Annotated in this window: 19 protein-coding genes and 1 tRNA gene; 12 read left to right on the plus strand and 8 right to left on the minus strand. The window is 43.7% G+C overall.

The genetic code is table 11. From position 1 onward, the window contains the following. The first annotated feature begins 168 nt into the window (after window positions 1–168). Together BWX39_RS01855 and BWX39_RS01860 are read left to right on the plus strand one after the other, a co-directional pair. Window positions 169–1,470, plus strand: coding sequence for a UDP-N-acetylmuramoyl-tripeptide--D-alanyl-D-alanine ligase (locus BWX39_RS01855; protein ID WP_028906044.1), 1,302 nt, complete (start codon window positions 169–171; stop codon window positions 1,468–1,470). Between the two features lie 209 nt (window positions 1,471–1,679). Next, a complete protein-coding gene (locus BWX39_RS01860) occupies window positions 1,680–3,329 on the plus strand; it encodes a helix-turn-helix domain-containing protein (RefSeq protein WP_244271493.1) in 1,650 nt (549 codons plus the stop codon). Between the two features lie 9 nt (window positions 3,330–3,338). Here BWX39_RS01860 and BWX39_RS01865 read toward each other — a convergent pair whose 3' ends face one another. Next, window positions 3,339–4,463: a helix-turn-helix domain-containing protein gene (locus BWX39_RS01865; protein ID WP_028906046.1), complete on the minus strand. Its 1,125-nt coding sequence runs from the start codon at window positions 4,461–4,463 to the stop codon at window positions 3,339–3,341. A 342-nt stretch (window positions 4,464–4,805) separates the two neighbouring features. Between BWX39_RS01865 and BWX39_RS01870 the strand changes: the two genes are divergently transcribed. Beyond that, window positions 4,806–8,408: a hypothetical protein gene (locus BWX39_RS01870; protein WP_028906047.1), complete on the plus strand. Its 3,603-nt coding sequence runs from the start codon at window positions 4,806–4,808 to the stop codon at window positions 8,406–8,408. 42 nt (window positions 8,409–8,450) lie between these two features. Next, window positions 8,451–8,615 carry a hypothetical protein gene (locus BWX39_RS01875; RefSeq protein ID WP_244271494.1) on the plus strand — a complete coding sequence of 55 codons (165 nt, stop codon included), beginning with the start codon at window positions 8,451–8,453 and terminating at the stop codon, window positions 8,613–8,615. Window positions 8,616–8,807: 192 nt separating this feature from the next. Here BWX39_RS01875 and radC read toward each other — a convergent pair whose 3' ends face one another. The 3 genes from radC to efp all read right to left on the minus strand — a co-directional run bounded on the left by radC (window position 8,808) and on the right by efp (window position 11,231). Continuing rightward, window positions 8,808–9,500: a RadC family protein gene (gene radC, locus BWX39_RS01880; protein WP_172460531.1), complete on the minus strand. Its 693-nt coding sequence runs from the start codon at window positions 9,498–9,500 to the stop codon at window positions 8,808–8,810. A 12-nt stretch (window positions 9,501–9,512) separates the two neighbouring features. Beyond that, entirely contained in the window at window positions 9,513–10,565 is a 1,053-nt protein-coding gene (locus BWX39_RS01885; RefSeq protein ID WP_028906050.1) for a glycosyltransferase family 2 protein, read from the minus strand. A 99-nt stretch (window positions 10,566–10,664) separates the two neighbouring features. Continuing rightward, complete coding sequence (efp, locus tag BWX39_RS01890) at window positions 10,665–11,231, minus strand: elongation factor P (protein WP_014709075.1); 567 nt, start codon at window positions 11,229–11,231, stop codon at window positions 10,665–10,667. A gap of 221 nt (window positions 11,232–11,452) precedes the next feature. On the opposite strand from efp, the gene rpmH reads away from it, so the two are divergent. The 6 genes from rpmH to BWX39_RS01920 all read left to right on the plus strand — a co-directional run bounded on the left by rpmH (window position 11,453) and on the right by BWX39_RS01920 (window position 16,561). Next, a complete protein-coding gene (gene rpmH, locus BWX39_RS01895; protein WP_004354441.1) occupies window positions 11,453–11,608 on the plus strand; it encodes a 50S ribosomal protein L34 in 156 nt (51 codons plus the stop codon). 115 nt (window positions 11,609–11,723) lie between these two features. Continuing rightward, window positions 11,724–12,503, plus strand: coding sequence for a PASTA domain-containing protein (locus tag BWX39_RS01900; RefSeq protein WP_028906051.1), 780 nt, complete (start codon window positions 11,724–11,726; stop codon window positions 12,501–12,503). Between the two features lie 5 nt (window positions 12,504–12,508). After that, window positions 12,509–13,597 (plus strand): RluA family pseudouridine synthase, encoded by a 1,089-nt coding sequence (locus tag BWX39_RS01905; protein ID WP_028906052.1) that lies wholly within the window; start codon window positions 12,509–12,511, stop codon window positions 13,595–13,597. Between the two features lie 48 nt (window positions 13,598–13,645). Beyond that, complete coding sequence (locus BWX39_RS01910; protein ID WP_028906053.1) at window positions 13,646–14,641, plus strand: D-alanine--D-alanine ligase; 996 nt, start codon at window positions 13,646–13,648, stop codon at window positions 14,639–14,641. A gap of 95 nt (window positions 14,642–14,736) precedes the next feature. Beyond that, window positions 14,737–15,894, plus strand: a complete 1,158-nt coding sequence (locus tag BWX39_RS01915; RefSeq protein ID WP_028906054.1) for a 1-acyl-sn-glycerol-3-phosphate acyltransferase — start codon at window positions 14,737–14,739, stop codon at window positions 15,892–15,894. Next, window positions 15,887–16,561: a NigD1/NigD2 family lipoprotein gene (locus tag BWX39_RS01920; RefSeq protein ID WP_028906055.1), complete on the plus strand. Its 675-nt coding sequence runs from the start codon at window positions 15,887–15,889 to the stop codon at window positions 16,559–16,561. The genes BWX39_RS01915 and BWX39_RS01920 overlap by 8 nt, the downstream gene beginning before the upstream one ends. 424 nt (window positions 16,562–16,985) lie before the next feature. Here the strand turns inward: BWX39_RS01920 and BWX39_RS01930 are convergent. The 3 genes from BWX39_RS01930 to rbfA form a co-directional block, all read right to left on the minus strand. Continuing rightward, window positions 16,986–17,058 (minus strand) — tRNA-Pro (locus BWX39_RS01930). 117 nt (window positions 17,059–17,175) lie between these two features. After that, window positions 17,176–18,405, minus strand: coding sequence for an FtsX-like permease family protein (locus BWX39_RS01935; RefSeq protein WP_028906056.1), 1,230 nt, complete (start codon window positions 18,403–18,405; stop codon window positions 17,176–17,178). Further along, window positions 18,405–18,740: a 30S ribosome-binding factor RbfA gene (gene rbfA, locus BWX39_RS01940; protein WP_014709068.1), complete on the minus strand. Its 336-nt coding sequence runs from the start codon at window positions 18,738–18,740 to the stop codon at window positions 18,405–18,407. Before rbfA ends, BWX39_RS01935 begins: the two co-directional genes overlap by 1 nt. A gap of 662 nt (window positions 18,741–19,402) precedes the next feature. Between rbfA and BWX39_RS01945 the strand changes: the two genes are divergently transcribed. Then, entirely contained in the window at window positions 19,403–20,221 is an 819-nt protein-coding gene (locus tag BWX39_RS01945) for an AAA family ATPase (protein ID WP_028906057.1), read from the plus strand. 18 nt (window positions 20,222–20,239) lie between these two features. Then, window positions 20,240–21,244, plus strand: a complete 1,005-nt coding sequence (locus BWX39_RS01950; protein WP_028906058.1) for a DUF4435 domain-containing protein — start codon at window positions 20,240–20,242, stop codon at window positions 21,242–21,244. 393 nt (window positions 21,245–21,637) lie between these two features. On the opposite strand, the gene BWX39_RS01955 is transcribed toward BWX39_RS01950, so the two are convergent. Further along, the gene (locus tag BWX39_RS01955) at window positions 21,638–23,095 is read right to left on the minus strand and encodes a TrkH family potassium uptake protein (RefSeq protein WP_028906059.1); all 1,458 of its coding nucleotides are present in this window, start codon (window positions 23,093–23,095) and stop codon (window positions 21,638–21,640) included. Between the last annotated feature and the right edge of the window lie 11 nt (window positions 23,096–23,106).

Below are 23,106 nucleotides of genomic sequence, written 5' to 3' on the forward strand. Positions count from 1 at the left end.
TCTGGTATGGTTATAAGATGAGTACGGCGGCTGTACAGTGGCTTTGTACTGAAACAATCATATCTCTGCAGTTCCATCGTTCTGCATTCCTTGCCTAATAAAAGCAGTCTATTTCTTTGATGTTTCTACTATTTCCATTACCTTTGCATATATTAAAAACTCGAAGATATGGACAGCAAAGAATTGTACAAACTATACGAACAGCACCCTGTTATAACAACCGACAGTCGCAATTGCCCCGAGGGCAGCATATTCATTGCACTGAAAGGAGCTTCGTTCGATGGTAATAAATTTGCAAAAGCTGCATTGGAAAAAGGTTGCAGCTATGCCATTATCGACGAAAAAGAGTATGCCGAAACGGGAAACGACCGCATTATACTCGTAGATGACGCCCTTGTTGCCTACAAGGAAATAGCAAGGGCACACCGCCGCACATTCCAAATACCTGTAATAGGTATTACGGGCACAAACGGAAAAACCACTTCAAAAGAACTAATATCGGCTGTACTGGCAGAGAAATTCAATGTTTTGCATACCGAAGGCAACTTCAACAACGATGTGGGAGTGCCTAAAACCTTGCTGCGTCTGCGTCCCGAACACGAAATTGCCGTAATAGAAATGGGAGCATCGCACAGAGGCGACATTACGAAACTGGTTGAATATGCAGAGCCTACTTGCGGACTGATTACCAATGTGGGTTGTGCGCACCTGCAAGGATTTGGCAGTTTTGAAGGCGTAAAGCAAACCAAAGGCGAACTGTACGACTACCTGAAATCGCACGACTGTCTGCTTTTCCTAAACGAAAGCAACGCCGATTTGGCAGAAATGGCTGCGCAACGCGATTTTGAACGTGTGGTTTCGTATGGTCAGGACGAAACAGCGAATGTGCAAGGTGAGGTGGTAGACTGTGCGCCTTTCCTGCGTTTCCGTTGGCACGAAGCAGGGGGCGAATGGAAAGAAGTGCTGACCCACCTTGTCGGTGCATACAATTTAGACAATATGCTGGCTGCCATTGCCATCGGTTTGCACTTCGGTGTTGCGCCACAGCAAATTTGCCACGCATTGGAAAACTATATACCGAGCAACAACCGTTCGCAACTTACTGAAACACCGAACAACAAACTCGTTGTAGATGCCTACAATGCCAACCCTTCGAGTATGGCAGCAGCCATAGAAAACTTCCGTTTGATGGCAGTAGACAACAAGATGGCAATACTTGGCGATATGCGCGAATTGGGCGAAGCAACTGCCGAGGAACACCAAAAAGTGGTAGACTTGCTTGTGGCAGCAGGCATTACGAACGTTTGGCTTGTGGGCGAGGACTTCGGAAAAACCGATACTACCTTTAAAAAGTTCAAGGACGTTGAGGAAGTAAAAGCGGAAATAGCCCGCTGTCAGCCCAAGGAACACTACATATTAATAAAAGGTAGCAACGGCACGAAGCTATACGAACTGCCCGAACTGTTGTAGGAGCCCTTACAGAAATAGAATCTCGATGCGTTTTTAGCTTAATTAACCTGTAAAAATATGAAGTTATTATTGATATGAAGCGACCTGTACACAATTTGAAACCTACTCTACCCAGTTTCTTTAAAACTATTTTCTGTGCGCTTTATATCTTTATAGCTGGTTTTTCTGTTGCGTTTGCTGGCGTAAATCCTGCCACTGTTCATAGCAAAATGCAGCAATTGCCAAAAGAGAAACAATTGCCCTATTTGCGCAATATCTGCGATGATGCCATTGGAAAAGACGACAAAAAGCAATACGAACTATTGAAAATTTATATTGCAGAAGCACAAAAGCATACTTCAATACCCCATGAGTTGTATGGCTTGAAACGTTTGATAGGCTATTATTACAATTACGACAAGACCAAAGAACTCCAGAAAGAACTGCCCGAAGCTATGAGTAAAATGATAACTCACGGCTATACCGACTACTATTATGAAATGTGGTCGCTTTTGGTAGAACAGTATTTCTACACTGAGAAAATCATTCATGCACTTTCAGAGGCTAAAGAATTGTTTGCCGATGCGAAGAAACGGAAAAACGGATATGGGCTTGCTGTGGCAAACAACCTATTGGGAGAAATCTACGCAGGTATGTACGATGGTGTCATATCGTTGAAACACTTCGCCATTGCTCTTGAATATGCCAAGAAACTGAAACACAATAACCGCCTGCTCGTACTGATTTATTCAAACTATACCGATGCTTTGTATAATGAAAGAAAATACGACCAAATGCTAAAGGTTGCTCAGGAGTGGGAGAAAAAGCTAAACGATTATGCAGAAAAGACAAAGAAAGAAGGCAAATCTTTATTGCTCTTGACACCGTGGTATTCTTATTGTTACCTTTCAATAGCTGACGCACAAATGCAATTGGGTAACTATGATGAAGCTAATGGGTATCTGCAAAAGGTTGCTTCGACCATAAACACTCAAACCATAAGGGTAAAATCGGCTTACTATCATAGTATAGCGCAGTTTTGGGCGTGCAAGAAAGACTATAAGAATGCTCTGAAATACAGCGATATTTGCTTGAAAATAAGTGCCGAAATTAACGATGCTATGGGTATGAACAGCCTACTCATCGACCACGCCAACATCTTAAACAGTGCTGGTAGATACAAGGAAGCATCGCAACTATACAGCAGTTTGATGGAAAAACGCGATAGTCTGGAAGAAGAATATATGCGTAACCAACTCAACGAAATGAGCGTGAACTACCAATTGGAGAACGAACGAGCAAACAAAAATCAGGCAAATGCAAACTTAGCCATATCCTTAGGTGCGCTGTTGGTATCTATATTATTAGGTGTGATTTATTATATTTACACACGAAAGCTCAGACAACGGGAAAAGATAATGTTTAAAACTGTGCAACGTTTCAAACTGACGGAACGCTTGAACCTTGCTTCGCTGGAAACTTTATCCGAAGAAAAGCTAACGATGGAAGAACGTTTGTTTATAGAAACTTGCCAAATGATGGATAGGGACAAGCCTTATCGCGACCCAGACTTTAATCGCGATACGATGGCTACGCTGTTAAATACAAACCGAACATACTTAGGAAGTGCCATCAGGAAGTATGCCGACGGACTTACCATATCTGAGTTTATTACGCGCTATCGCCTACGCTATGCAGCTGCATTGTTGGTAGGGCGGCCCGATATGAACATTAACGACACAGGATTGATGGCAGGGTTCAATTCGCGAAGCACTTACAACCGCCTTTTCCGTAACTTCTTCGGTGTATCGCCCACCTCGTTCCGCGATATAAAAATACAATCTACTGACGAACAAAGAACCGAAATGGAGGATATGTAATGCATACGCTTACACTTTTTGCCGTGTATTGAGCCAACGCAAAGGGGTAGTACCTTCCAGTCGTAAAAAGATTTGAATGAAGTAGCTGCTTGACGAAAAACCCACTTTATAAGCAATCTCCTCTATCGTGAGCGTTGTGTCCGACTGCATAATTTGCTTGGCTTTGCGAATACGCAAGCTGCTTATCCAACTGCTGAAGTTAGAATTGTAAGTCTCGTTAATATATCTTGATAGGTAACTGCGGTTAGTTTTTATTTCACGAGCTACCGAATCAATAGTCAAATCCGAATTACAGTACTCCTCATTTGAAAGCCAAATACGCATTAATCCCTTTTGTGCTTCGGTTAAAATATCTTCCTTTTTAATGCTTGAGGTACGGGATTGAGTTTTTTTCAACAAGATTTGTTGTTCGTAACTTAATCTAAAAGAACGTTCTACCCTTTCAAATACGAACGAATAGTTAATGAACGACACGGCTATATAGACATTCATAATGGTTGCTGCCACAAAGTAAACCACTCTAAATATATAAGGTGCAAAAAGCACTACAACGCTGAAGACTCCAAGAAGAACAATGAACATAATGCTTCGGCGTATCCAAAGCACGAAATTATACATTTGGTCGGTATAATAATTATCGAGTTGTGCACGCGCTATCTTATGCAACCTAAGGAAGCGAAGAACACAAACAATGGTAAAACATATCAGCATACCCCCTCCGACAAAAGCCAATATTATTTGAAACGTATGATTCTTAGTGGTTAGAGATGTCAGACAGGTGGCACATACTGCGCACCACGACAACAAATCGAATAGCACACGTTTGAATGTTCCGAAAGAATGGTCGAGCAAATGAAAGAAAGCTAAACATAAAAATATAAGCTCCATATAAAAGAAAGGTGTATCGAAAGCAGCAAGAACTTCTGCTGGAAGTGTATTTTTAGGTAGTGTCCACCCCAAAAATATCTGCGAAAAGAGAAAGAAAAAAGCCACCACCATAAATCCACGCGACCTCCGATAAGGTGCAAATATTTTCCGTTTCGGAATCCTCATAAATATAAAGATGAAGATGAATACAAGATATATGCCCCACGAGGCATTTAATATGCTTTGCACTAAGTTTTCTATTGTCATATATACGTTTTTATTAGTTGTTTGTCAAATTTACGAATTTTATTTTAAAAGAATTGCTCAATTTCGTAAATATTATGCCTTAAATGAGCAAGTATTTGTTTTTCAGTTTATTATAATACATTGTAATATTGATTTATTATCTATTTTCGATAAATTTCTGCAATTTTAATAAAGTATTAATATAGCAATTTTACGTTTTTAGAATATCTTATTTAACGTTTTTATGATATTAGAATCGAGTGGAAAGGCTATTATATATTTTTGCAGAAAAATAACAAGCCTGCATTAAGTCAGCATGAAAATAAATGTAAAACCAAAACAATTATTATTATTATTATTATTATGAAATTAAAAAGACATTACTATCAAGCGAAAGAAAGAAGATGGTATCGCACCATTATGCTTCTTTTCTTATTGTGTCTATACGGACACACGCAAGCACAAAATGTAACCATTAGTCCCAAGACGGGTAAGCTGATGGCTGCATTAACAGAAGCTAACGAAATCGGATTTGAGAAAGGTTGGTCATCTCTTTGGCGTCACGAACAAATTCCGTTGTCATTAACAGTAGCAGACTATGGTGACCTTACACCAGGTGGGGAGCTGAAGAGACCCGCTGGCAACATTGCTATTCACAATGACGAATTGATTTTAGTGGGCGGAAGAAGATACAACCTATTTATGGAAGTTTCTTTGCCTAAAGGTTATCGCATTACAAGTTATACGCTTGTAATGAAAAACAACTTAAATGGTAAGACTGTAAAAGATATGCCATTTGGCAATGTAAAGAAGCAATTGTACGAAACCAATGCAAGTTTTGATATAGCTGGTTATAAAGCTACATCTGGAGAGATTAATGGTTTTAAGGAAGATAATAAGGAATACACGATTACTCGTACATCAACCGCAAGTGGTGATATGGGCAACCAGCTTTATTTCTGTTTGGATAAAGGAAACGCAGATGCGTTTTTTGGTGTAACTATTAAGTATTTTGAAATTCACTTTACTGCCGAAGGCGACTTTACAGAACACGTAGTGCCTGTATCGCTTGGTGCTATGCCAAAGCCTACTGTAAGCTGTTATGAAATGCCATTTACCACATCGAAGCTTGACATTGGCCCTATTCAGTCACGTGAAAAGAATGGTAAAACTTATTACAGCTACGACTATAAAAATGTTGCTGACCTTACTGCAAATATGATTATTTATCAGAAAGATGCAGTAAATGGCAATAAGCAAGCTGCTGATGTTGCTCCTAACAAGCATATTTCTGCTTTTGTAATGGACGGCAAAACTCATTTCGGATTAGGGAACGATACTTACTTTATTGAAACACCTACAACTGCTAAGACTGCACATGGCGAGAACCTTTTGTTAGGTTATCGCATTGTAGGTGCAAAATTCAACTGTGCATACGCTAAAGCTCGAAACTATGCAGAGTTTATAGTAAGTGGGAAATTTTTTGGCAAACCTCATTACTTGACGGCAACAGGAGGTAATAATACTGATTATGCACAAGCTGCCAAATGGTTTATTGATGATTATGGCCATATGCGTACAGGAAATAACTATTTGAAGGTAGATGATTCGGGCACAATATCTGTAACTTCTAATAAAAATGGCGCAAGTGTGCTACGTAGAGATGGCGACAATATATTTTTCGGTAACAAGAGATTGAGTTATGATAGAAGAAAGTTCTTTTTTGGCTCATCAACATATAATGTAGCATCTGCTAAAAATACAGGAACTGATTTTACTGTTAATTCTTACGGTGCACCTTACATTCTGAAGATTTACGATAAGACGGGTAAGGAAATTATACAAGAAATTGTCATTAACAATGCTGACGCTACCGGTACTTACGAACTCACGGGTTTGAACAACGACGCTGTTAAGTTTGAAATTACAGGATTGACAGGCGATGATACGAAAGCGGTGGTTTCTGTTGATGTAACAATGCAAGCACTCAACCCATTCATACACAGTATTGATATTGTGTGCCACGATTGGCAGAATGTAGGCAAGATGACACAAACCTTTACTGCTAACGACTTCTCTGTACGTGGTGGCAAGTTTACTTTCTATGTACCGAAAGATTTCAGCATCAAAGATGGCGAACAACAACCATGTAAGTTTACTTTTGAAAACTTGTACAGCCTCTATGGCGATAATACCTATTATACGGGAACACCACAGCAAAAGAACGGTAACGCACGTTACGTCTTCATTGAGTCGCCATATGACAAAGCATTCAATGGCTTGTATGCCCCAACCTACAACCCTAATGCCGACTACAAAGATAAGGTTCAAGCTATCGTAAGTGGTACAAAGGCTTTCCGTTTTAACAATGCTGACGAATTGGGTAATGACAATCATAGCACTGAAATCAGATACTTCAAGGAGTTTCCATTCACAAAAGATGATTATGAGAATACTACCCATGGTGAATTTAAAGAGTTGAAGTTAAAGGAAAATGGCAGCGAAGTGCGTTACTTGTTCACCGCGGACGAAACGCGCTACAACATTTCTCCAGCTACTGCAACCGAACACCGTAGCCACGCCTACTATGTAATGGACATTCAATTGATAATCAAGGAGTATAAACCTAAGTTCACATGGACTAAGATTTATACATCAACATGCTACGATGAGAATGGCAAGGACGTTGAAAAACCACAATATGGTTTGGAACTTGGTACTACAGAAGTAGACGAAGATAGCAAGATGGGCTATTTGACTATAGAACAAATTAATAACATTCTTCAAAATAAGACTGATGAATTAGGAGCGGAAGAGGGCGAACCTCGTCCAGCAGACATTGAAAAGCTAGACCAAGTGCTTTATGTTGATGCCAGCGACCTTAAGACGGTAGTTTATAAAAAGGCTGCTGAGGGTGCTAAAGACGATTTGGACAATACGATGAGCCTACTCGGCAAGAACGCACTCTTCTACTTGCCAGAAAATCTTGCTCCTGCAAAGGACAACTTCGCAACAAAGACTGGTTCAGGCGAGTTCCGTGCATGTAAAGACATTGTGCTTACCGACAAGAAACCTTTCTATGCACCATACGATATTCGTGTAGATGCTGCACAAACAGCAACTTATACTCGCAAAATAACTGTACCAAAGAATGGTAAGGTTGCATTCGCTTCTGTTATGTTACCATTTGCACTTAACGTACAAGATGGTGTACATACCAATGCCGATGGTCTATGTAAATTTAGATTGAGCACGATGAATGAGAGCAATTGTATTACTCTTGAGCAAGGCGAAGCTACATCACCTAAGGACTATAAGGCAAAGGCTAACTTCGTACCTATTACAGGTTCTTCAACAGTGGCTAACAAGCCTTATATGGTAGAAGTTCTGACAGCTCCTACAAACGAAAAGATTTCGTTCATAGCAAGCCAGAAAGGTTCTACTGTTGTTACAAGTAAAACTATGGACAGCGACTCTTACCTCTTCAAAGGCGAAACTGCAAATGGTAAGATTGGTCCATACGATGTGAGCTTCACAAACTATGGTTCTTACTCTGGAAAGAAGATTGATAAGAATAAGAAAATATTCTACTTCTCTGGCAACATGTACTTGTGCTCAAGAAACTTAAGCCCTAGCTTGAATTGGCTGTATGTATATCCATTCCGTGCATTCTACGAATACACAGGTGGAGCAGATGCTAAAGACTTGAACGGTATGTCGATTAACTACGACGACAGCGAAGGTGAAACTACTGGCATCGAATACTTGCAGACACGTCCTGACTTGGCTGTACAGGCTGGCAATGGTACCATTACCTTCACAGCAACAGCAGACAGAAAGGTGAATGTTTACACCGTAACCGGTACTTTGGCTAACAGCGTAAGCATAAAGGCGGGCAACACCGAAACCATCAATGTTCCTGCTGGCATGTATGTGGTAAATGGAGTGAAAATAATCGTTAAGTAAGGAAGGAGTACAATCATGAAAAAGAAATATATAGAGCTCCAAATGGAGTGTATGCAAATGCAATACGAAGGCAATCTGCTTGAAGGTAGTTGGAATGACCACGCAGATTCAAAGGAATTTGATTTCGACTTCGATGCAGAATTTGATAATTACGATGACGATGAGATTAATACTTTAAAAGATAAGAAAAACTCATGGGACTATTAACTTACGTACCACTTAACTATCTATGATTAGTTATTAATTTATTTAATTGCTGATGTTTGAGTAAGAGGGTGTCCAAGATAGCGATTTTGGTTCACCCTCTTATTTCGCAATGTCAAAGCGCAGTTATCGCTTTTTAACGGAATTTATTTTACAAAATTACGGTGAATGTTGTGTTGGGAAGGGTAGGAATTATTATATCCTTCCTTCTTCACGATAGGAGTAAAAACGTTGGTCGGCAACAACGATGTGGTCTATGAAATGTATGCGCATAGTGTCGGCAGCCTTCTTTACGGATATGGTTATGCTGTCGTCTTCTTTGCTGGGTGAGGGGTTGCCGCTGGGGTGGTTGTGGCACAAGGCAATGGCGGTGGCGTTTTTCAGCAGTGCTTCTTTTAGAATGATGCGCACGTCGATGGCGGTTCCTGTTATGCCTCCGTGCGAAATACACTTTGCTTCGATAAGGTCTAACTTTTGGTTCATCAGCAAAATCCACGCTTCTTCTACGTCTTTGTCTTGCAGTTTCGGGTGCATATAGCTGTATATGGCAACAGCCGAATTGAGGTTAGGGCGTTTTGCAACATCTGCTGCCTGTCGTCGTTTTCCCAATTCGCAGGCGGCAAGAATGGTAATGGCTTTTGCTTCGCCTATGCCGTTGTAGGTTGTAAGGTCGGCAATGGATAGTTTTCCAAGCGTATTAAGGTTGTTCTCGCAGTCTGCCAAGACACGCTTCATTAGTTCTACGGCACTTTCGCGCGGCGAGCCAGAGCCTATCAGAATAGCCAACAGTTCGGCATTCGAGAGGGTTTCAGCCCCAAGGTTCATCAGCTTTTCGCGTGGGCGGTCTTCTTCTGCCCATTTGTTGATGGTGAGTTTCTTCTTTTCCATCACGCAAGACAGTTATTTGTAGAAGTTCTTTTCAAAGGCTGCAAATTCGTCTTTGCCCTTTATGCAGCGTTTCCACCACGCTTCGAGAAATCCGAAACCGTAGCCCATAAGCTGTACAAAAGCTGCACGAATGCTGAGGAAACCTATCTTTATGCTTTTGTTCTGAAGAGTGCTATCCAACAAAATCAGAAGCGAATAGAGTAGGACGGGAATGATGGCACATATACAAAGGAATATGCCAATGGCTTTCGATGCAGAAGAAAGAGATGGTGCGAACGAAAAGAAAAGCCCGATACAGAGAAGCAAGACAAGGAAGATGACGCCCACCGTGAAGACCATTGGCAGCAGATGGACGAGCTTCAGCGACTCTGGATATTTCTTATAAAGGTTGATGCGTGCAATGCCCGAGTTGTATACTTGGCGGTAGAACTTTCTGAAGTCGGTGCGGCGTTTGTGCCATACCCACGCTTCGGGAAAGAGTCGGCAGCGTTTTCCTGCCTTGAAAATGCGGATAGAAAAGTCTATGTCTTCGCCAAAGCGCATCTTGGAAAACCCTTTGAGTTCCATATAGACGTCGCGGCGTATGCCCATATTGAAAGAACGGGGATAGAACTTGTCTAATTTCTTCTTGCCACCACGGATACCGCCTGTTGTAAAGAACGAAGTCATAGAGTAGGAAATCGCCTTTTGGGTGTCGGTAAACGAATCGTGGGCTGCGTCAGGGCCGCCAAATGCGTCGGCAGGTTCACGCTTCAGCTCCTCTTCAATGGCGTTTAGGTAGCCCTTGGGCAACACTACGTCAGAGTCGAGAATGAGCAGGTACTCGCCCTTTGCACGTTCAGCACCATAGTTGCGGCTTTGTCCCGGCCCCGAGTTAGGCTTCATAAAGTAGTGCAAATCAAGTCGGTCGGCATATTTGTTGCAAACCTCGTCGCACGGTTTCTGCGAGCCATCTTCCACGATGAGCACTTCAAAATCGGTGAAAGTCTGGTTCAATAGGCTCGACAGAAGTTCGTCTACTTCGTCTGGGCGGTTGAAAACGGGAACGATGATGCTGTATTTCATAATACTTGGGCGATGTTAGGGTGTTACAAGGTGTTATAGAAAGAACAAAAGGACAAAAAGGTGGGCTTGACGTCCTTACCTTTTTGTCCTTTTGTTGTATTATGCGTTTACACGACCTAAGTAGCTTCCGTCGCGTGTATCAATCTGAATGACTTCGCCTTCGTTGATGAACAATGGCACACGAACTACAGCACCAGTTTCAAGTGTGGCAGGCTTTGTTGCGTTGGTGGCAGTGTTGCCCTTTATGCCTGGCTCGCTGTGTGTAATCTTCAATGTTGTCTTGACAGGCATTTCGGCTGAAAGGATAGTGCCGTCAGAAGTGTCTGTAACAACTTCTACCACATCGCCTTCCTTCATGTAGTCAGCACCTGTAATCTGATGGAGAGGAATTGGGATTTGTTCGAATGTTTCTTGGTTCATGAAGATGTAGCCCGTTGGGTCTTGGTAAAGATACTGATAAGGGCGACGCTCTACGCGTACATCTTCGAGTTTGAAACCTACTTGGAACGTACGCTCGAGTACACGGCCATCAGATACATTCTTCAGTTTTGTAATCATAACGGTGTTACCCTTGCCTGGCTTTCTGTGTTGAAAGTCGATACAAGTCCAAATCTTTCCATCAAGGCGGATACATGTTCCGATTTTGATTTCCTGTGAATTAATCATAATCTGCTTATATATAATTTGTTATTTATTTGTTACGGAATAATTTGCTTTGCGGTGCAAAGATAAGCAAAATATAGAAAAAAACATAAATTATTTTGCTAAAAAACTTTCTTTTCTTGGTTAATTGAAAAAGAATGAGTAATTTTGCAGCCCATAACGTGAGATTATGTCTCGGCGTGATGTTTATAATCGCATAATAACATAAAAAAGAATATAAAGCAATGAAAAGAACATTTCAGCCTCACAACCGTCGTCGTGTAAACAAGCACGGTTTCCGTGAAAGAATGGCAACAAAGGACGGCCGTCGCGTATTGGCAGCTCGCCGTGCTAAGGGTCGTAAGAAACTTACAGTATCTGACGAGCATCACGGAAAATAATCTGAAGGGCTTGCAGAAAATTGAGTTGAAAACGGAAAGAAGGAGAGGATATTCTTTGCTTCTTTCCGTTTTTTTCTTTAACTTTGCCCCTATAATAAGTTATTAATAAGGTAAGATGACATCAAAGGATTTTGTCCATAGCTTTTTCAGCACCTACATTTGGGGAAATATCCTCGCAATAGTCATTCTCGTAACGATGCTCTCGATAGGAGTCAGATACGGAATTGACTATTATACCCACGTTGGCGAGTCTATCGTTGTGCCCGATGTGATTCATAAGCAGTACGACGATGCACTCGATATAATGGACAAAGTGGGACTGACAATGGAGGTTGCAGATACTGGATACGTAAAGGAATTGCCGCCAGACTGCATTCTTGAACAGACGCCGGCAGGCGGAAAGCGTGTGAAATCTACACGTGTCATCTATGTAACCATTAATGCAGCCACTGCACCGACCCTTCCTTTGCCCGACCTTGCCGACAATAGCTCGCTTCGAGAAGCGCAGGCTCTGTTGCTCTCAATGGGCTTTAAGGTAGGCGACCCCGAATATATATCAGGCGAGAAAGACTGGGTTTATGGTGTTTTAGTAAATGGAAAGCTCGCTCAAGCAGGCGACCGTGTGCCTAACGACGCAGTTATTGTATTGCAAGTGGGCGACGGCACGCGCGATGCAAATGATACAACGAGCCACCGTCCTGCAGTTCAGTACGAAGAAGTACAGGTGGAAGAGCCCAGATACGAGGAATATTACGATTGGGTAGAAGTGCCTGTGGACGAGAATGGCAACGAAATTAAAGATGGCGACGGCACTCTGCCACGCACAGTACCGTCGGTTCCACCGCAGCAACCTGCATTGCCGCCCGACCACAATGCGCCAAAGCCAACCGATTAAGTAGTATGATAGACGACGAGGAATACTTTGACGACGAGCTGATTGACAATCTTTTGGACGCAGACGAGGCTGTTACTGGTGGCGAAGAACTGTACGAGCACTTTCGTATAGAGGTGGATAAAGGGCAAGATGCTGTACGAATAGACAAGTTTCTCTTCGAGCGAATGCAGCATTCCAGCCGCAACCGCATACAGAAAGCTGCCGACGCAGGCAGCATTCACGTAAACGGAAGCCCTGTAAAGAGCAGCTATAAGGTGCGACCGAACGACGTTATCACCTTGATGCTCGACCGTCCGAAGCACGATAACACCATTGTCGCAGAGGATATACCGCTTGACGTGGTGTACGAGGATAGCGAAATAATGGTGATAAACAAGCCCGCAGGACTTGTTGTGCACCCCGGAGCAGGCAATTTCCACGGTACGCTCATCAATGCAATAGCCTGGCATCTGCGCGATTTGAAGGATTTCGACCCTAACGACCCTGCCGTGGGATTGGTTCATCGCATTGATAAAGATACAAGCGGATTGCTCTTGATAGCCAAAACCCCCGATGCAAAGACGTTTCTCGGCAAGCAGTTCTTCAATAAAACCACGCATCGAAGTTACACGGCCTTGGTTTGGGGAAACTTTATCGAAGAAGAAGGGCGCATAGAAGGCAACATTGGGCGTGACCCAAAGGACAGATTGCGTATGAATGTGTTTGTTCCAAATTCTGGAATAGGCAAGCCTGCCGTTACGCACTATCGGGTTTTGGAACGATTTGGCTACACTACGCTCGTCGAATGTATATTGGAAACAGGAAGAACCCACCAGATTCGTGCGCACATGAAGCACATTGGGCACCCGCTGTTTGGCGATGAACGCTATGGAGGTGCGGAAATACTGCGCGGACAGCGCACCGGCACATACAGAGCCTACATACAAAACTGCTTGAAGTTGTGCAACCGCCAAGCCTTACACGCACAGACGCTCGGCTTTGTCCACCCACGAACAGGGCAGCAGATGGACTTTACAAGCGAGCTTCCCGACGATTTAGCAGCCGTAATAGAGAAATGGCGAAATTATATAAACGGTAAACAAGAACTGTTGTGAGTTTCTTCGACAAGAATCCTTGCAAGGTTAAAAACAAAAGAATATAGAATGAAAGATATGAAACGTACAATAGCCATCGTTTGTGGTGGCGATTCTTCAGAGCACGATGTCTCTCTCCGTTCTGCACAGGGGCTGTATTCCTTCTTCGACAAAGAGCGTTACAACATCTATATAGTAGATGTAAAGGGCACAGACTGGCACGTAAACCTTGACAATGGACACGTTGCAGCCATCAATAAGAACGATTTCTCGTTCAATAACGGTGCACAGACCGTCTTTTTCGACTATGCGTACATTACAATACACGGGCGTCCGGGCGAGAATGGTATAATGCAAGGATATTTTGAGTTAATAAACATTCCTTATTCTACCTGCGACGTGCTGATGTCGGCACTCACTTTCGATAAGTTTGTGCTGAACCGATATTTGAAATCATACGGTATTCGTGTGCCAGAGAGTATCTTGCTGCGCATCGGAGACGAGTATGACGAAAAGGAAATCGAAGCGAAGATAGGTATGCCTTGTTTCATTAAGCCAGCAACCGACGGCAGCAGCTTTGGCGTTTCAAAGGTAAAGAATGCCGACCAGATAGCTCCTGCCCTCCGCAAGGCGTTCATGGAAAGTTCGGAAGTTATGGTTGAAGGTTTCCTCGACGGTATAGAAATAACGCAAGGTATCTATAAAACGAAAGAAAAATCGGTTCCGTTCCCCATCACAGAAGTGGTTACGAGCAACGAGTTCTTCGATTACAACGCCAAATACAATGGCGAAGTAGACGAGATAACACCTGCCCGCATCAGCAATGAGTTGGCTGAAAAGGTAACAGAAATAACCTCTCGTATCTACGATATTCTGCATGCGAATGGCATTATCCGCATTGATTACATCATAACGAAGGACAACGAGGGCAACGATGTTATCAATATGCTCGAAGTAAACACCACGCCGGGAATGACAACCACAAGTTTCATTCCGCAGCAAGTGCGTGCAGCAGGTCTTGATATTAAGGACGTGCTGAGCGATATAGTGGAAAATCAATTCTAAACATATATTCATATAAGGCGCAAACCGTAAGGATTGCGCCTTTGTTGCTTTATAGCGACGTTCAAAGAATAAGCAAACACATAGTAAAACAAGTTATGAAAACACCATCTGAATTTGACGATATACGACCTTTTGAGTCAGAAGAACTGCCTGAAGTCTACGACAGACTGCTTGCAAGCGAGCAATTCCAGCAAGTGTTGAATTATCTTTATCCCAATGTTCCCATTGAGGCGATTGGGCAGAAGATGCACCAATGCAAAACCAGTCTTGAGTTTCAGAAGGTTTTTGCTTATCCTTTCCTCAAAGGACTCATCAGCAAGGCAAGCACAGGCTGCGAGATGGACTCGTCGGCAATAGACAATACGAAGCAATATACCTTTGTCAGCAACCACCGAGATATTGTGCTCGATTCGGCTTTCCTTTCCGTATTGCTGATAGACAATAAGTTTGAAACTACTTGCGAAATAGCGATTGGCGACAATCTGCTATCGTTACCGTGGGTGCGCGACTTGGCACGACTCAACAAGAGTTTCATCGTGAAGCGTGGACTGACGCCCCGAGAACTGATGCTGTCAAGCGTAAAGATGGCACGCTATATGATTTTTGCACTTAAAGAAAAGCACGAAAATCTGTGGATAGCACAGCGCGAAGGGCGTGCCAAGGATTCCAACGACCTTACACAGAAGTCCATTCTCAAGATGTTTGCACTGGGAGCAGAAGGCACATTACTCGAAAAGCTGCAGCAGTTCCACATTGTTCCACTTGCCATTTCTTACGAATACGACCCTTGCGACTATCTGAAAGCTGCCGAAATGCAGGCGAAACGCGACGATGCGAATTGGAAGAAAGGTCCGATGGACGATGTTGTAAGTATGCAGACAGGAATTATAGGCTATAAAGGTGCTATCCATTACCAAGCAGCCCCTTGCATCGACGAATATCTGGAAACGCTGAAGGCGGCTACGGATATGTCGAACGGACAAATGTTAGACGCCATTTGCTTGCACATCGACAAGGAAATACACCGCAACTATCGCCTTTATGCCAACAACTATGTTGCGCTCGACGAACTTGAAGGTACGGTAGCTTATACCGACAAGTACACCGCCGAAGACAAGGCAAAGTTCGATGCCTACCTCGAAAAGCAGTTGGCAAAGATAGAAATACCCAATAAGGACGAGGCGTATCTCCGCCAACGTATGCTCGAAATGTATGCAAACCCTACCCGCAACTACCTAAAGGCGAATGCGTAAACATATATTTTTCTTGTTAGTTGCAGCCCTCGTGTCGGTTGCCTGCACCAACGACGCCTTCAAAACAGGCGATTCGGAATATTCTTATTTACGTTCCGACTTCGTTGAGGCTGCTACCGACGGCACCGCCGCCTTTGTTTCGGCAATCACCGACGATGGCGATACACTTTCGCTGCACCCTCCTTTGCGTGCGAAATGGGCGACGAAACCCGATACAACCTATCGGGCGCAACTGCTGTATAACAAGAAAGATGCAGAAATAGAACCTGTCTTAATCTCTAAAGTGTATGTTTTGTCGGTTCAGCAACAGCCCAAGACCGAACCTATAACCACCGACCCAGTGGGCTTTACGAGTGCGTGGCTTGCTAAAACAGGCAAGTATATCAATCTCGAATTGGCTTTAAAGACGGGCAAAATCAATGCCGAACAGCAACCGTCGCAGTCGTTGGGCATAGTCTTGGAGTCGGTCGAGGCGTTGGAAAAGGGTGCAAAGAAATACAAACTCCGCTTACAGCACAAGCAAAACAATGTTCCGCAATACTACACGGTGCGCACTTTCGTAAGCATTCCTACTGACTTTTTCCATAAAGGGGATAGCGTAGAGTTGCACATAGATACCTATAAAGGCGAAGTTATCAAAGGCTTTATAATGAGCAACAGCAGGTAGGGAGGTAATTTATCGCGTTCTTTTACCTATGAATTCTAGTCTTCCTAGAATCTCTAGATATATTAAGCAACACGTAGATACAGCCTTGATTTTGTAAAGATAATTCCACCGAAAAATGATAATTTCGATTTGGCATTGCGAAAGCGGCTCTTTTGGACGGCAAAAGAGCCGCTTTTACCGTGCAAAACCTACGCTTTTACAATGCAAAACAATAGGTTTTGCAACACGCTGAAAGCAAGGTGGTTACGCAATAGTTTCGCTTGCGAAAAATATTTACACCTTTATCGCCTTCTTTTCGCCCAAAAAGCAGGTTCTCATCATCAATTTTCCACCCTTCTCACGCCTATGTTCTGAAAGGCTGTTTAGAGCGTTTAACCCAATAAGAAAAGGCAAGTGAAATTGTTTTCACTTGCCTTTTCTTATGTCGGGATGACTGGACTCGAACCAGCGACCCCTACGTCCCGAACGTAGTGCGCTACCAACTGCGCTACATCCCGATGTTTTCCGTCTTGTTTCTGTGCATTTATATCTTCTGCAAAGTTATAAAAAAAAGTAGAATTGCAGAAACTTTTACTCAACAATCGAATAAATATTCTCGTGCTTTTGCCTGCCTTTTACTTTGTAAACTGTTTGCTCATATAGCGTACAGGATACCATACAGCAAGCCAACCAACGATGATGACGGTAGCGAAAATGCCGACAATGTCCCACGGGTGCACGCTGATGGGGTAGGCATTCACTACAAAGTTGCCTGCTTGGTCGCCCAATTTCACCAATCCGTAAGTCTGTTGCAGCCAGCAAAGCAGCAGTCCGATGGCAATGCCGATGATGGCTCCTGCAGCCGAAATCATACGTCCCTCAAACAGAAACACTTGATTTATTTGCTTGTCGGTAGCCCCGAGGTTGCGCAAAGTCTGCACGTCGTCCTTCTTGTCAATCATCAACATCGAGAGCGAACCTATGATATTGAAGCACGCCACCATAAGAATGAAGGTAAGGAAGACGTATGCGAAGAGCTTTTCGATGCGCATAATGTTGAACGTGTCGGCTTGTTGCTCGTATCTGTCTTTCACAACGAACTTGTCGCCGCCAATTTCTTCTATTTCGTTCTTCACCTTATCAACGTCTTCGCCTGCTTTAAGGCGTATTTCGAGCGAAGTTATCTCGCCCTGACGATTGAATATTCTGCGTGTAAAAGCCAACGAAGTAACGATGTAATTGTTGTCGTACTTTCCCTGTTTCACTTGGAAGACTGTCTTCGGCGACAGTAACGAGTCTGCTACGAAGGCGTTTGTAGGGTTCGATGCATCGTATTGACCTTTGCGTTGTGGCGCGTAGATGTGCAAATAGTTGTTCCATTCCACGCCAGTGTTCAGCTGTTGCGCCACGCCAATGCCGAGAACGCCGTAGTCTAAGTTGGCTACATGCAGTTTAAACTCTCCCTCTCCGAAAAGAATGTCGCTGATGTGGGTGAGCGAATCGAAGTTGTCGGCTACGCCTTTCACCATTACCATCATCTGTCTGCCTTGGTAGGTAGCCAATGCTTGGTCGGTTACACACTCCGTGGCAACCTCTATGCTTGGCAACGACTTTATTTTTTCCAGTGTAGGGTCGTCTGCTGCTATCGCCTTTCCCTTTGCCGCTTCCACCTTTATCTGTGGGTCGAAGTTGGTAAAGAACGATGCCACGAGGTCGGAAAACCCGTTGAATCCACTCAATACCACTACCAACGCCATAGTAGCAACGGCTACGCCAATCACTGAAATCAGACTGATGACATTGATGGCGTGGGTGCTTTTCTTAGAAAAAAGATAGCGTCGGGCGATGTAAAAGGGAAAGCTCATTACTTTTTCAATAATTCATCAATGCGCTCGATATAGTCTAACGAGTCGTCAAGGAAAAATCTTAGTTCAGGAATGATGCGCAACTGATTGTGGACACGCTGCCCAAGGTCGTAGCGTATCGTCTTTTCGTTTGCGTTGATGTTCTTCAACAGCTCTTCTGCCTTGTCGGAAGGGAATATGCTTAGATACGCCGTGCAGACGCCCAAGTCGGGACTTACCTTTGCACGTGTTACGCTGACCAACACGCCATGCATTGCGCGTGTCTGACTTTGAAATATGCTTGCCAACTCTTTTTGTAGGAGTCGGGCTATGCGGTTTTGTCTTGTTTCTTGCATTTTGTTCTTATTTTATTGCAAATTTACAGCAATTCTCTCACATATCAAAATAAGCCTCTGAAAATTAACATAGCTTGTGCGTAGAATGGGGTTGGTATTTCTTTTAGAAAAAAGCTCTTTTATATTATTCTTTGTATATGCCTGTTTATTAGTTGGTTATGTGCTTTTGTAGTGTTGGGGGTTGAAAATAATAGTATAAAAGAATGTTAATTATGCGGGTAGAGTAGGGGTTTTGCTTTTTTCGCTGTTTTATAATCGAAGTTCAGCGGATACTTCAGAAGTTAGTAATGAACTTTTTAAATACAATATATGCTTTTTTCTACAGATTAAGTTAATGTAACTATGTGATGAATAAGTTGATGCCCTTCGTTGTTGAAACGCGGGGCACCACAAAAAAGAAAGACAAGACTGTCTACAAACCCTGAAGGTAAACTGAAGCTGAGTAGATTTTAATCATTTTTCGAAAAGTCTGAAGAAAACCAAGAACCTACTTAAATATAATCTACAAATCGGAGAGGGCGCATCTGAAAAGATGCGCCCTCAATGTTTCTGTATGATATATGAATGTTCTGAACAGTCGCTGCTGTTTGCGTTAAAAAAACACTATTTAGGCTTAAATTGAAAGAAAAATGCTATATTTGCGAAGAAACAAAAGAACGATTATGCAGAAATATGCCGATTATATTGAAGAGATTGAAATAGATTCGCTGTGGGCAGGCTTGAAGCACATACGCTGGACACTCGACCGAAAGGTGAATATTCTGAGTGGTATCAACGGTGTGGGCAAGAGCACCATATTGAACAAGGTGATAAAAGGGCTTTCGCAAGGGGGCGAATTTCCAAGCCATATGATGAAGGGCGTGCATATAAAGGTGTCGCCGAGAGATGCAAATTGGATAAGGTACGATATCATACGTTCGTTCGACCGCCCACTGCTGAACATCGAAAGCATAAACAAGGTAGACCTGAACCTTACCACCGAGCTTGACTGGCAGCTGTTCCAATTGCAGAGAAAGTATCTCGACTATCAGGTAAATGTGGGCAATAGGATTATAGAGGCATTGCAAAGTGGCAATGGCGAGGCTGCTGCAAAGGCGCAGACCTACTCTGCACCGAAGAGATTGTTTCAAGACATAATCGACGAATTGTTTGTAGAAACGGGCAAGAAGATTGTGCGTTCGGAAAACGAGATACGCTTTTCGCAGGTTGGCGAAACGTTGTTCCCCTACCAGCTGTCGAGTGGCGAAAAGCAGATATTGGCGATTTTGCTCACCGTCTTGGTGCAGGACGGGCTGCCTTACGTCTTGTTCATGGACGAACCGGAGGTGAGCATGCACGTAGATTGGCAAAAGAAGCTCATCGCACTGATATTGAGTTTGAACCCGAATGTGCAAATCATACTCAGCACCCACAGCCCGGCGGTTATCATGGACGGTTGGATTGACAAGGTAACCGAAGTCAGCGAGATTACGATAGGATAGGTCAAAGGAGAACGAGCGATGGGAAAACGGCTTAAGGATAATTTATCGTCGGCTTACTTTGATGCGGCCAACTACCTGAATGGCCGCAATGCGCGAAAGCGGATAGTGGCGTATGTGGAGTCGTACGACGATATATTCTTTTGGCGCACGGCACTTAGCAGTTTCGAGAACAAGCACCGTTATTTTGAAGTAATGCTTCCTTCGCGCCACACGCTGACGAAGGGAAAACGCTCGGTGCTGATGAATTTGATTTCGGAAAATGTCGGCGAAAGTATGATAGCCTGTGTAGATGCCGACTACGACTATCTCCTGCAAGGTTCCACGTCGATGTCGCGCGCCGTAAACCATAGTCCTTACGTGTTTCATACCTATGCATACGCCATCGAAAACCTGCAGTGCTATGCCGCTAGCCTGCACGATGTGAGCGTTGCTGTTACGCTGAACGACCGTGCCATCTTCGATTTTGAAGAGTATCTGCGTCTTTACAGCGAGGCTATTTTCCCGTTGTTCGTGTGGAGCGTATGGTTTTACAGGAAAGGAATTTATGGAAAGTTCACCATTACCGATTTCAACCATATCATAGAAATGGGCAACTTCAGCTTTCAGACGGCTTATGCGAACATAGAGAAGTTGCGCCGAAAGGTGGCAAGGAAGATACGGCAGTTCCAGCACGAATATCCCGATGCCAAGGCTACCTACTTGGCTGTGAAAGAGGATATAAAGCGATTGGGTGTAACGGCACAAACCACTTATTTGTATATACAGGGGCATCATTTGTTCGACAATGTGGTGGTGCCCGCTCTGAAAAGAGTGTGCGACAAGCTTATACGCGACCATGAACAGGAGATTTATCGCAATGCGCGACACATTGTGCAACAGAGAAACGAACTTTCAAACTACAATCACAGCATAGAAGAAATTGTACCAATGCTGCGGCGCAACGTGGGCTATACCAACAGTAAACCTTATTTGCGTTTGAAAGCCGATTTAAGAGATTTCTTAGACGGAAACAGCGAGGAGTAAGCTGTTATTTCCGTTTTCCACATCTACTTCTTTAATTTTTCTGATAAATATGGTGTCATATTCGGACAGTTATGATGCCATGTTTGGACAATTATGTTTCCATATTCAGACAAGTATGACGCCATATTCAGACAAGCATGACGCCATATTCAGACAAGCATGACGCCATATTCAGACAAGCATGACGCCATATTCAGATAAGTATGACGCCATGTTCAGATAAGCATGACGTCATGTTCAGATAAATATGACGTCATATTCGGATAAATATGACGTCATATTCGAGCAAATATGACGTCATATTCTGGCAAATATGACGTCATATTTTTCACGCACTGCTAAGTCGTTGAAATAGAGTAGATAAGAAGTGCCTTTCCAGTACAGGTTTTTTCTCTAATTTTCTTTCCAGAAAGAAGGGGTGAAAAGCACCAAAACCGAGAAGAGTTCGAGACGTCCGACAAGCATCAGGAACGAGCTAATCCATTTGGCAAAGTCGGGCAGTTCGTTCCACGACATCGTTGGGCCAATCTCTAAACCTAACGTAGGTCCCACGTTGCCAAGGCAGCTTAGCGTTATCGTCATCGAATTGGTGGAGTCGATGCCTGCCGCAATCATCGTAAAGGCACAGATAACGGCAAGGAAAAGGTACAAGCCGATGAACCCCAATAGGGTTACACGCTTGGACATTTGAACATTGTAGCCGTCTATTTTCATCGGCAAGACAGCATTCGGGTGGAGTATTTGGCGAAATTCGTTCTTCACAACCTTCAGCAACATCACGCCGCGAATGCTCTTGATTCCACCGCTTGTAGACCCCGACGAACCGCCAAAGAACATGCAGGCTGCCAGCACCACCCACGTTACATGAGGCCATTTGGCAGCATCGTCGCTGTAAAGTCCTGTGGTGGTGATGAACGAAACCACTTGGAAAACAGAGCTGCGAAAGGCATGCTCCACTTCGTAGTTGCATTGGAAAATGAGTTCCAGCATGATGAAGACCGTGAAAGCCGCAATCATCGTCGTGTAGAACTTGAACTCGCTGTTCCTGAACAGTTGCTTGAACTTGAAGCCTGCCACAGATGTGTAGAGCAAAGTGAAGTTCACACCCGATAAGAAACAGAAGATGGTGCAGACATACTCTTCGGCAGGCGAATGGAACGTGGCAATCGAGCCGCTTTCCGTACCGAAGCCACCCGTTGCAGTGCTTGTCATGGCATAGTTGAAGGCGTCGAACCAGTTCATGCCGCACACCTTGTAGCTCAATATACATGCCACGGTGAGTACGAAGTAAACTATCCATATCCACTTGGCACCTGTGCTGAGGCGAGGGTGGAGCTTGCTCTTAATCGGTCCGGTAGACTCTGCTGCAAACACCTTGAGCGAACCGCCGACGAGCGAAGGAAGTATGGCGATGGTGAAGAACACAATTCCAAGACCGCCAATCCACTGCGTCAGCGAACGCCAGAACAGCAATCCCTTCGGTAAATGCTCGGGATAGTCCACGATGGTGGCTCCAGTGGTGGTGAAACCCGACATCGTTTCAAAGAAAGCATTGGTGAAATCTGGAATGTCGCCACTGATTAGGAAAGGCAGCGTGCCGAAAAGCGAGAATATAACCCACGCTACTGCCACCACGAAGTAGGCGTCTCGGCGACCAATGGTGTTGTTGGCGTGTCTGCCCATCAAGCGGAAGACGGCTCCTGCCATCACGGTGATAAGGATAGCCCATAGGAAAGCCACAATATCGTTGTCCTTGTACCACAGCGAAACGAATAGGCAAAGCGACATCAGTAAGGCTTCTATTCCTAAAAGCGCACCTAAGATTTTCGATATAGTTTTTAGATTGAGCATTGCTAACCTTT

It is taken from the genome of Prevotella intermedia ATCC 25611 = DSM 20706 (assembly GCF_001953955.1).
GTDB lineage: Bacteria > Bacteroidota > Bacteroidia > Bacteroidales > Bacteroidaceae > Prevotella > Prevotella intermedia.

Bases quoted from the DNA above. Each gene is read 5' to 3' on its own strand.
- efp (WP_014709075.1), bottom strand. From the start codon at position 11,231: ATGATTAATTCACAGGAAATCAAAATCGGAACATGTATCCGCCTTGAT.
- BWX39_RS01910 (WP_028906053.1), top strand. From the start codon at position 13,646: ATGAAAGATATGAAACGTACAATAGCCATCGTTTGTGGTGGCGATTCT.
- BWX39_RS01875 (WP_244271494.1), top strand. From the start codon at position 8,451: ATGGAGTGTATGCAAATGCAATACGAAGGCAATCTGCTTGAAGGTAGT.
- rbfA (WP_014709068.1), bottom strand. From the start codon at position 18,740: ATGCAAGAAACAAGACAAAACCGCATAGCCCGACTCCTACAAAAAGAG.
- BWX39_RS01855 (WP_028906044.1), top strand. From the start codon at position 169: ATGGACAGCAAAGAATTGTACAAACTATACGAACAGCACCCTGTTATA.
- BWX39_RS01900 (WP_028906051.1), top strand. From the start codon at position 11,724: ATGACATCAAAGGATTTTGTCCATAGCTTTTTCAGCACCTACATTTGG.
- BWX39_RS01905 (WP_028906052.1), top strand. From the start codon at position 12,509: ATGATAGACGACGAGGAATACTTTGACGACGAGCTGATTGACAATCTT.
- BWX39_RS01955 (WP_028906059.1), bottom strand. From the start codon at position 23,095: ATGCTCAATCTAAAAACTATATCGAAAATCTTAGGTGCGCTTTTAGGA.
- rpmH (WP_004354441.1), top strand. From the start codon at position 11,453: ATGAAAAGAACATTTCAGCCTCACAACCGTCGTCGTGTAAACAAGCAC.
- BWX39_RS01945 (WP_028906057.1), top strand. From the start codon at position 19,403: ATGCAGAAATATGCCGATTATATTGAAGAGATTGAAATAGATTCGCTG.
- BWX39_RS01885 (WP_028906050.1), bottom strand. From the start codon at position 10,565: ATGAAATACAGCATCATCGTTCCCGTTTTCAACCGCCCAGACGAAGTA.
- BWX39_RS01865 (WP_028906046.1), bottom strand. From the start codon at position 4,463: ATGACAATAGAAAACTTAGTGCAAAGCATATTAAATGCCTCGTGGGGC.
- BWX39_RS01870 (WP_028906047.1), top strand. From the start codon at position 4,806: ATGAAATTAAAAAGACATTACTATCAAGCGAAAGAAAGAAGATGGTAT.
- BWX39_RS01915 (WP_028906054.1), top strand. From the start codon at position 14,737: ATGAAAACACCATCTGAATTTGACGATATACGACCTTTTGAGTCAGAA.
- BWX39_RS01935 (WP_028906056.1), bottom strand. From the start codon at position 18,405: ATGAGCTTTCCCTTTTACATCGCCCGACGCTATCTTTTTTCTAAGAAA.
- BWX39_RS01950 (WP_028906058.1), top strand. From the start codon at position 20,240: ATGGGAAAACGGCTTAAGGATAATTTATCGTCGGCTTACTTTGATGCG.
- BWX39_RS01860 (WP_244271493.1), top strand. From the start codon at position 1,680: ATGCAGCAATTGCCAAAAGAGAAACAATTGCCCTATTTGCGCAATATC.
- BWX39_RS01920 (WP_028906055.1), top strand. From the start codon at position 15,887: ATGCGTAAACATATATTTTTCTTGTTAGTTGCAGCCCTCGTGTCGGTT.
- radC (WP_172460531.1), bottom strand. From the start codon at position 9,500: ATGGAAAAGAAGAAACTCACCATCAACAAATGGGCAGAAGAAGACCGC.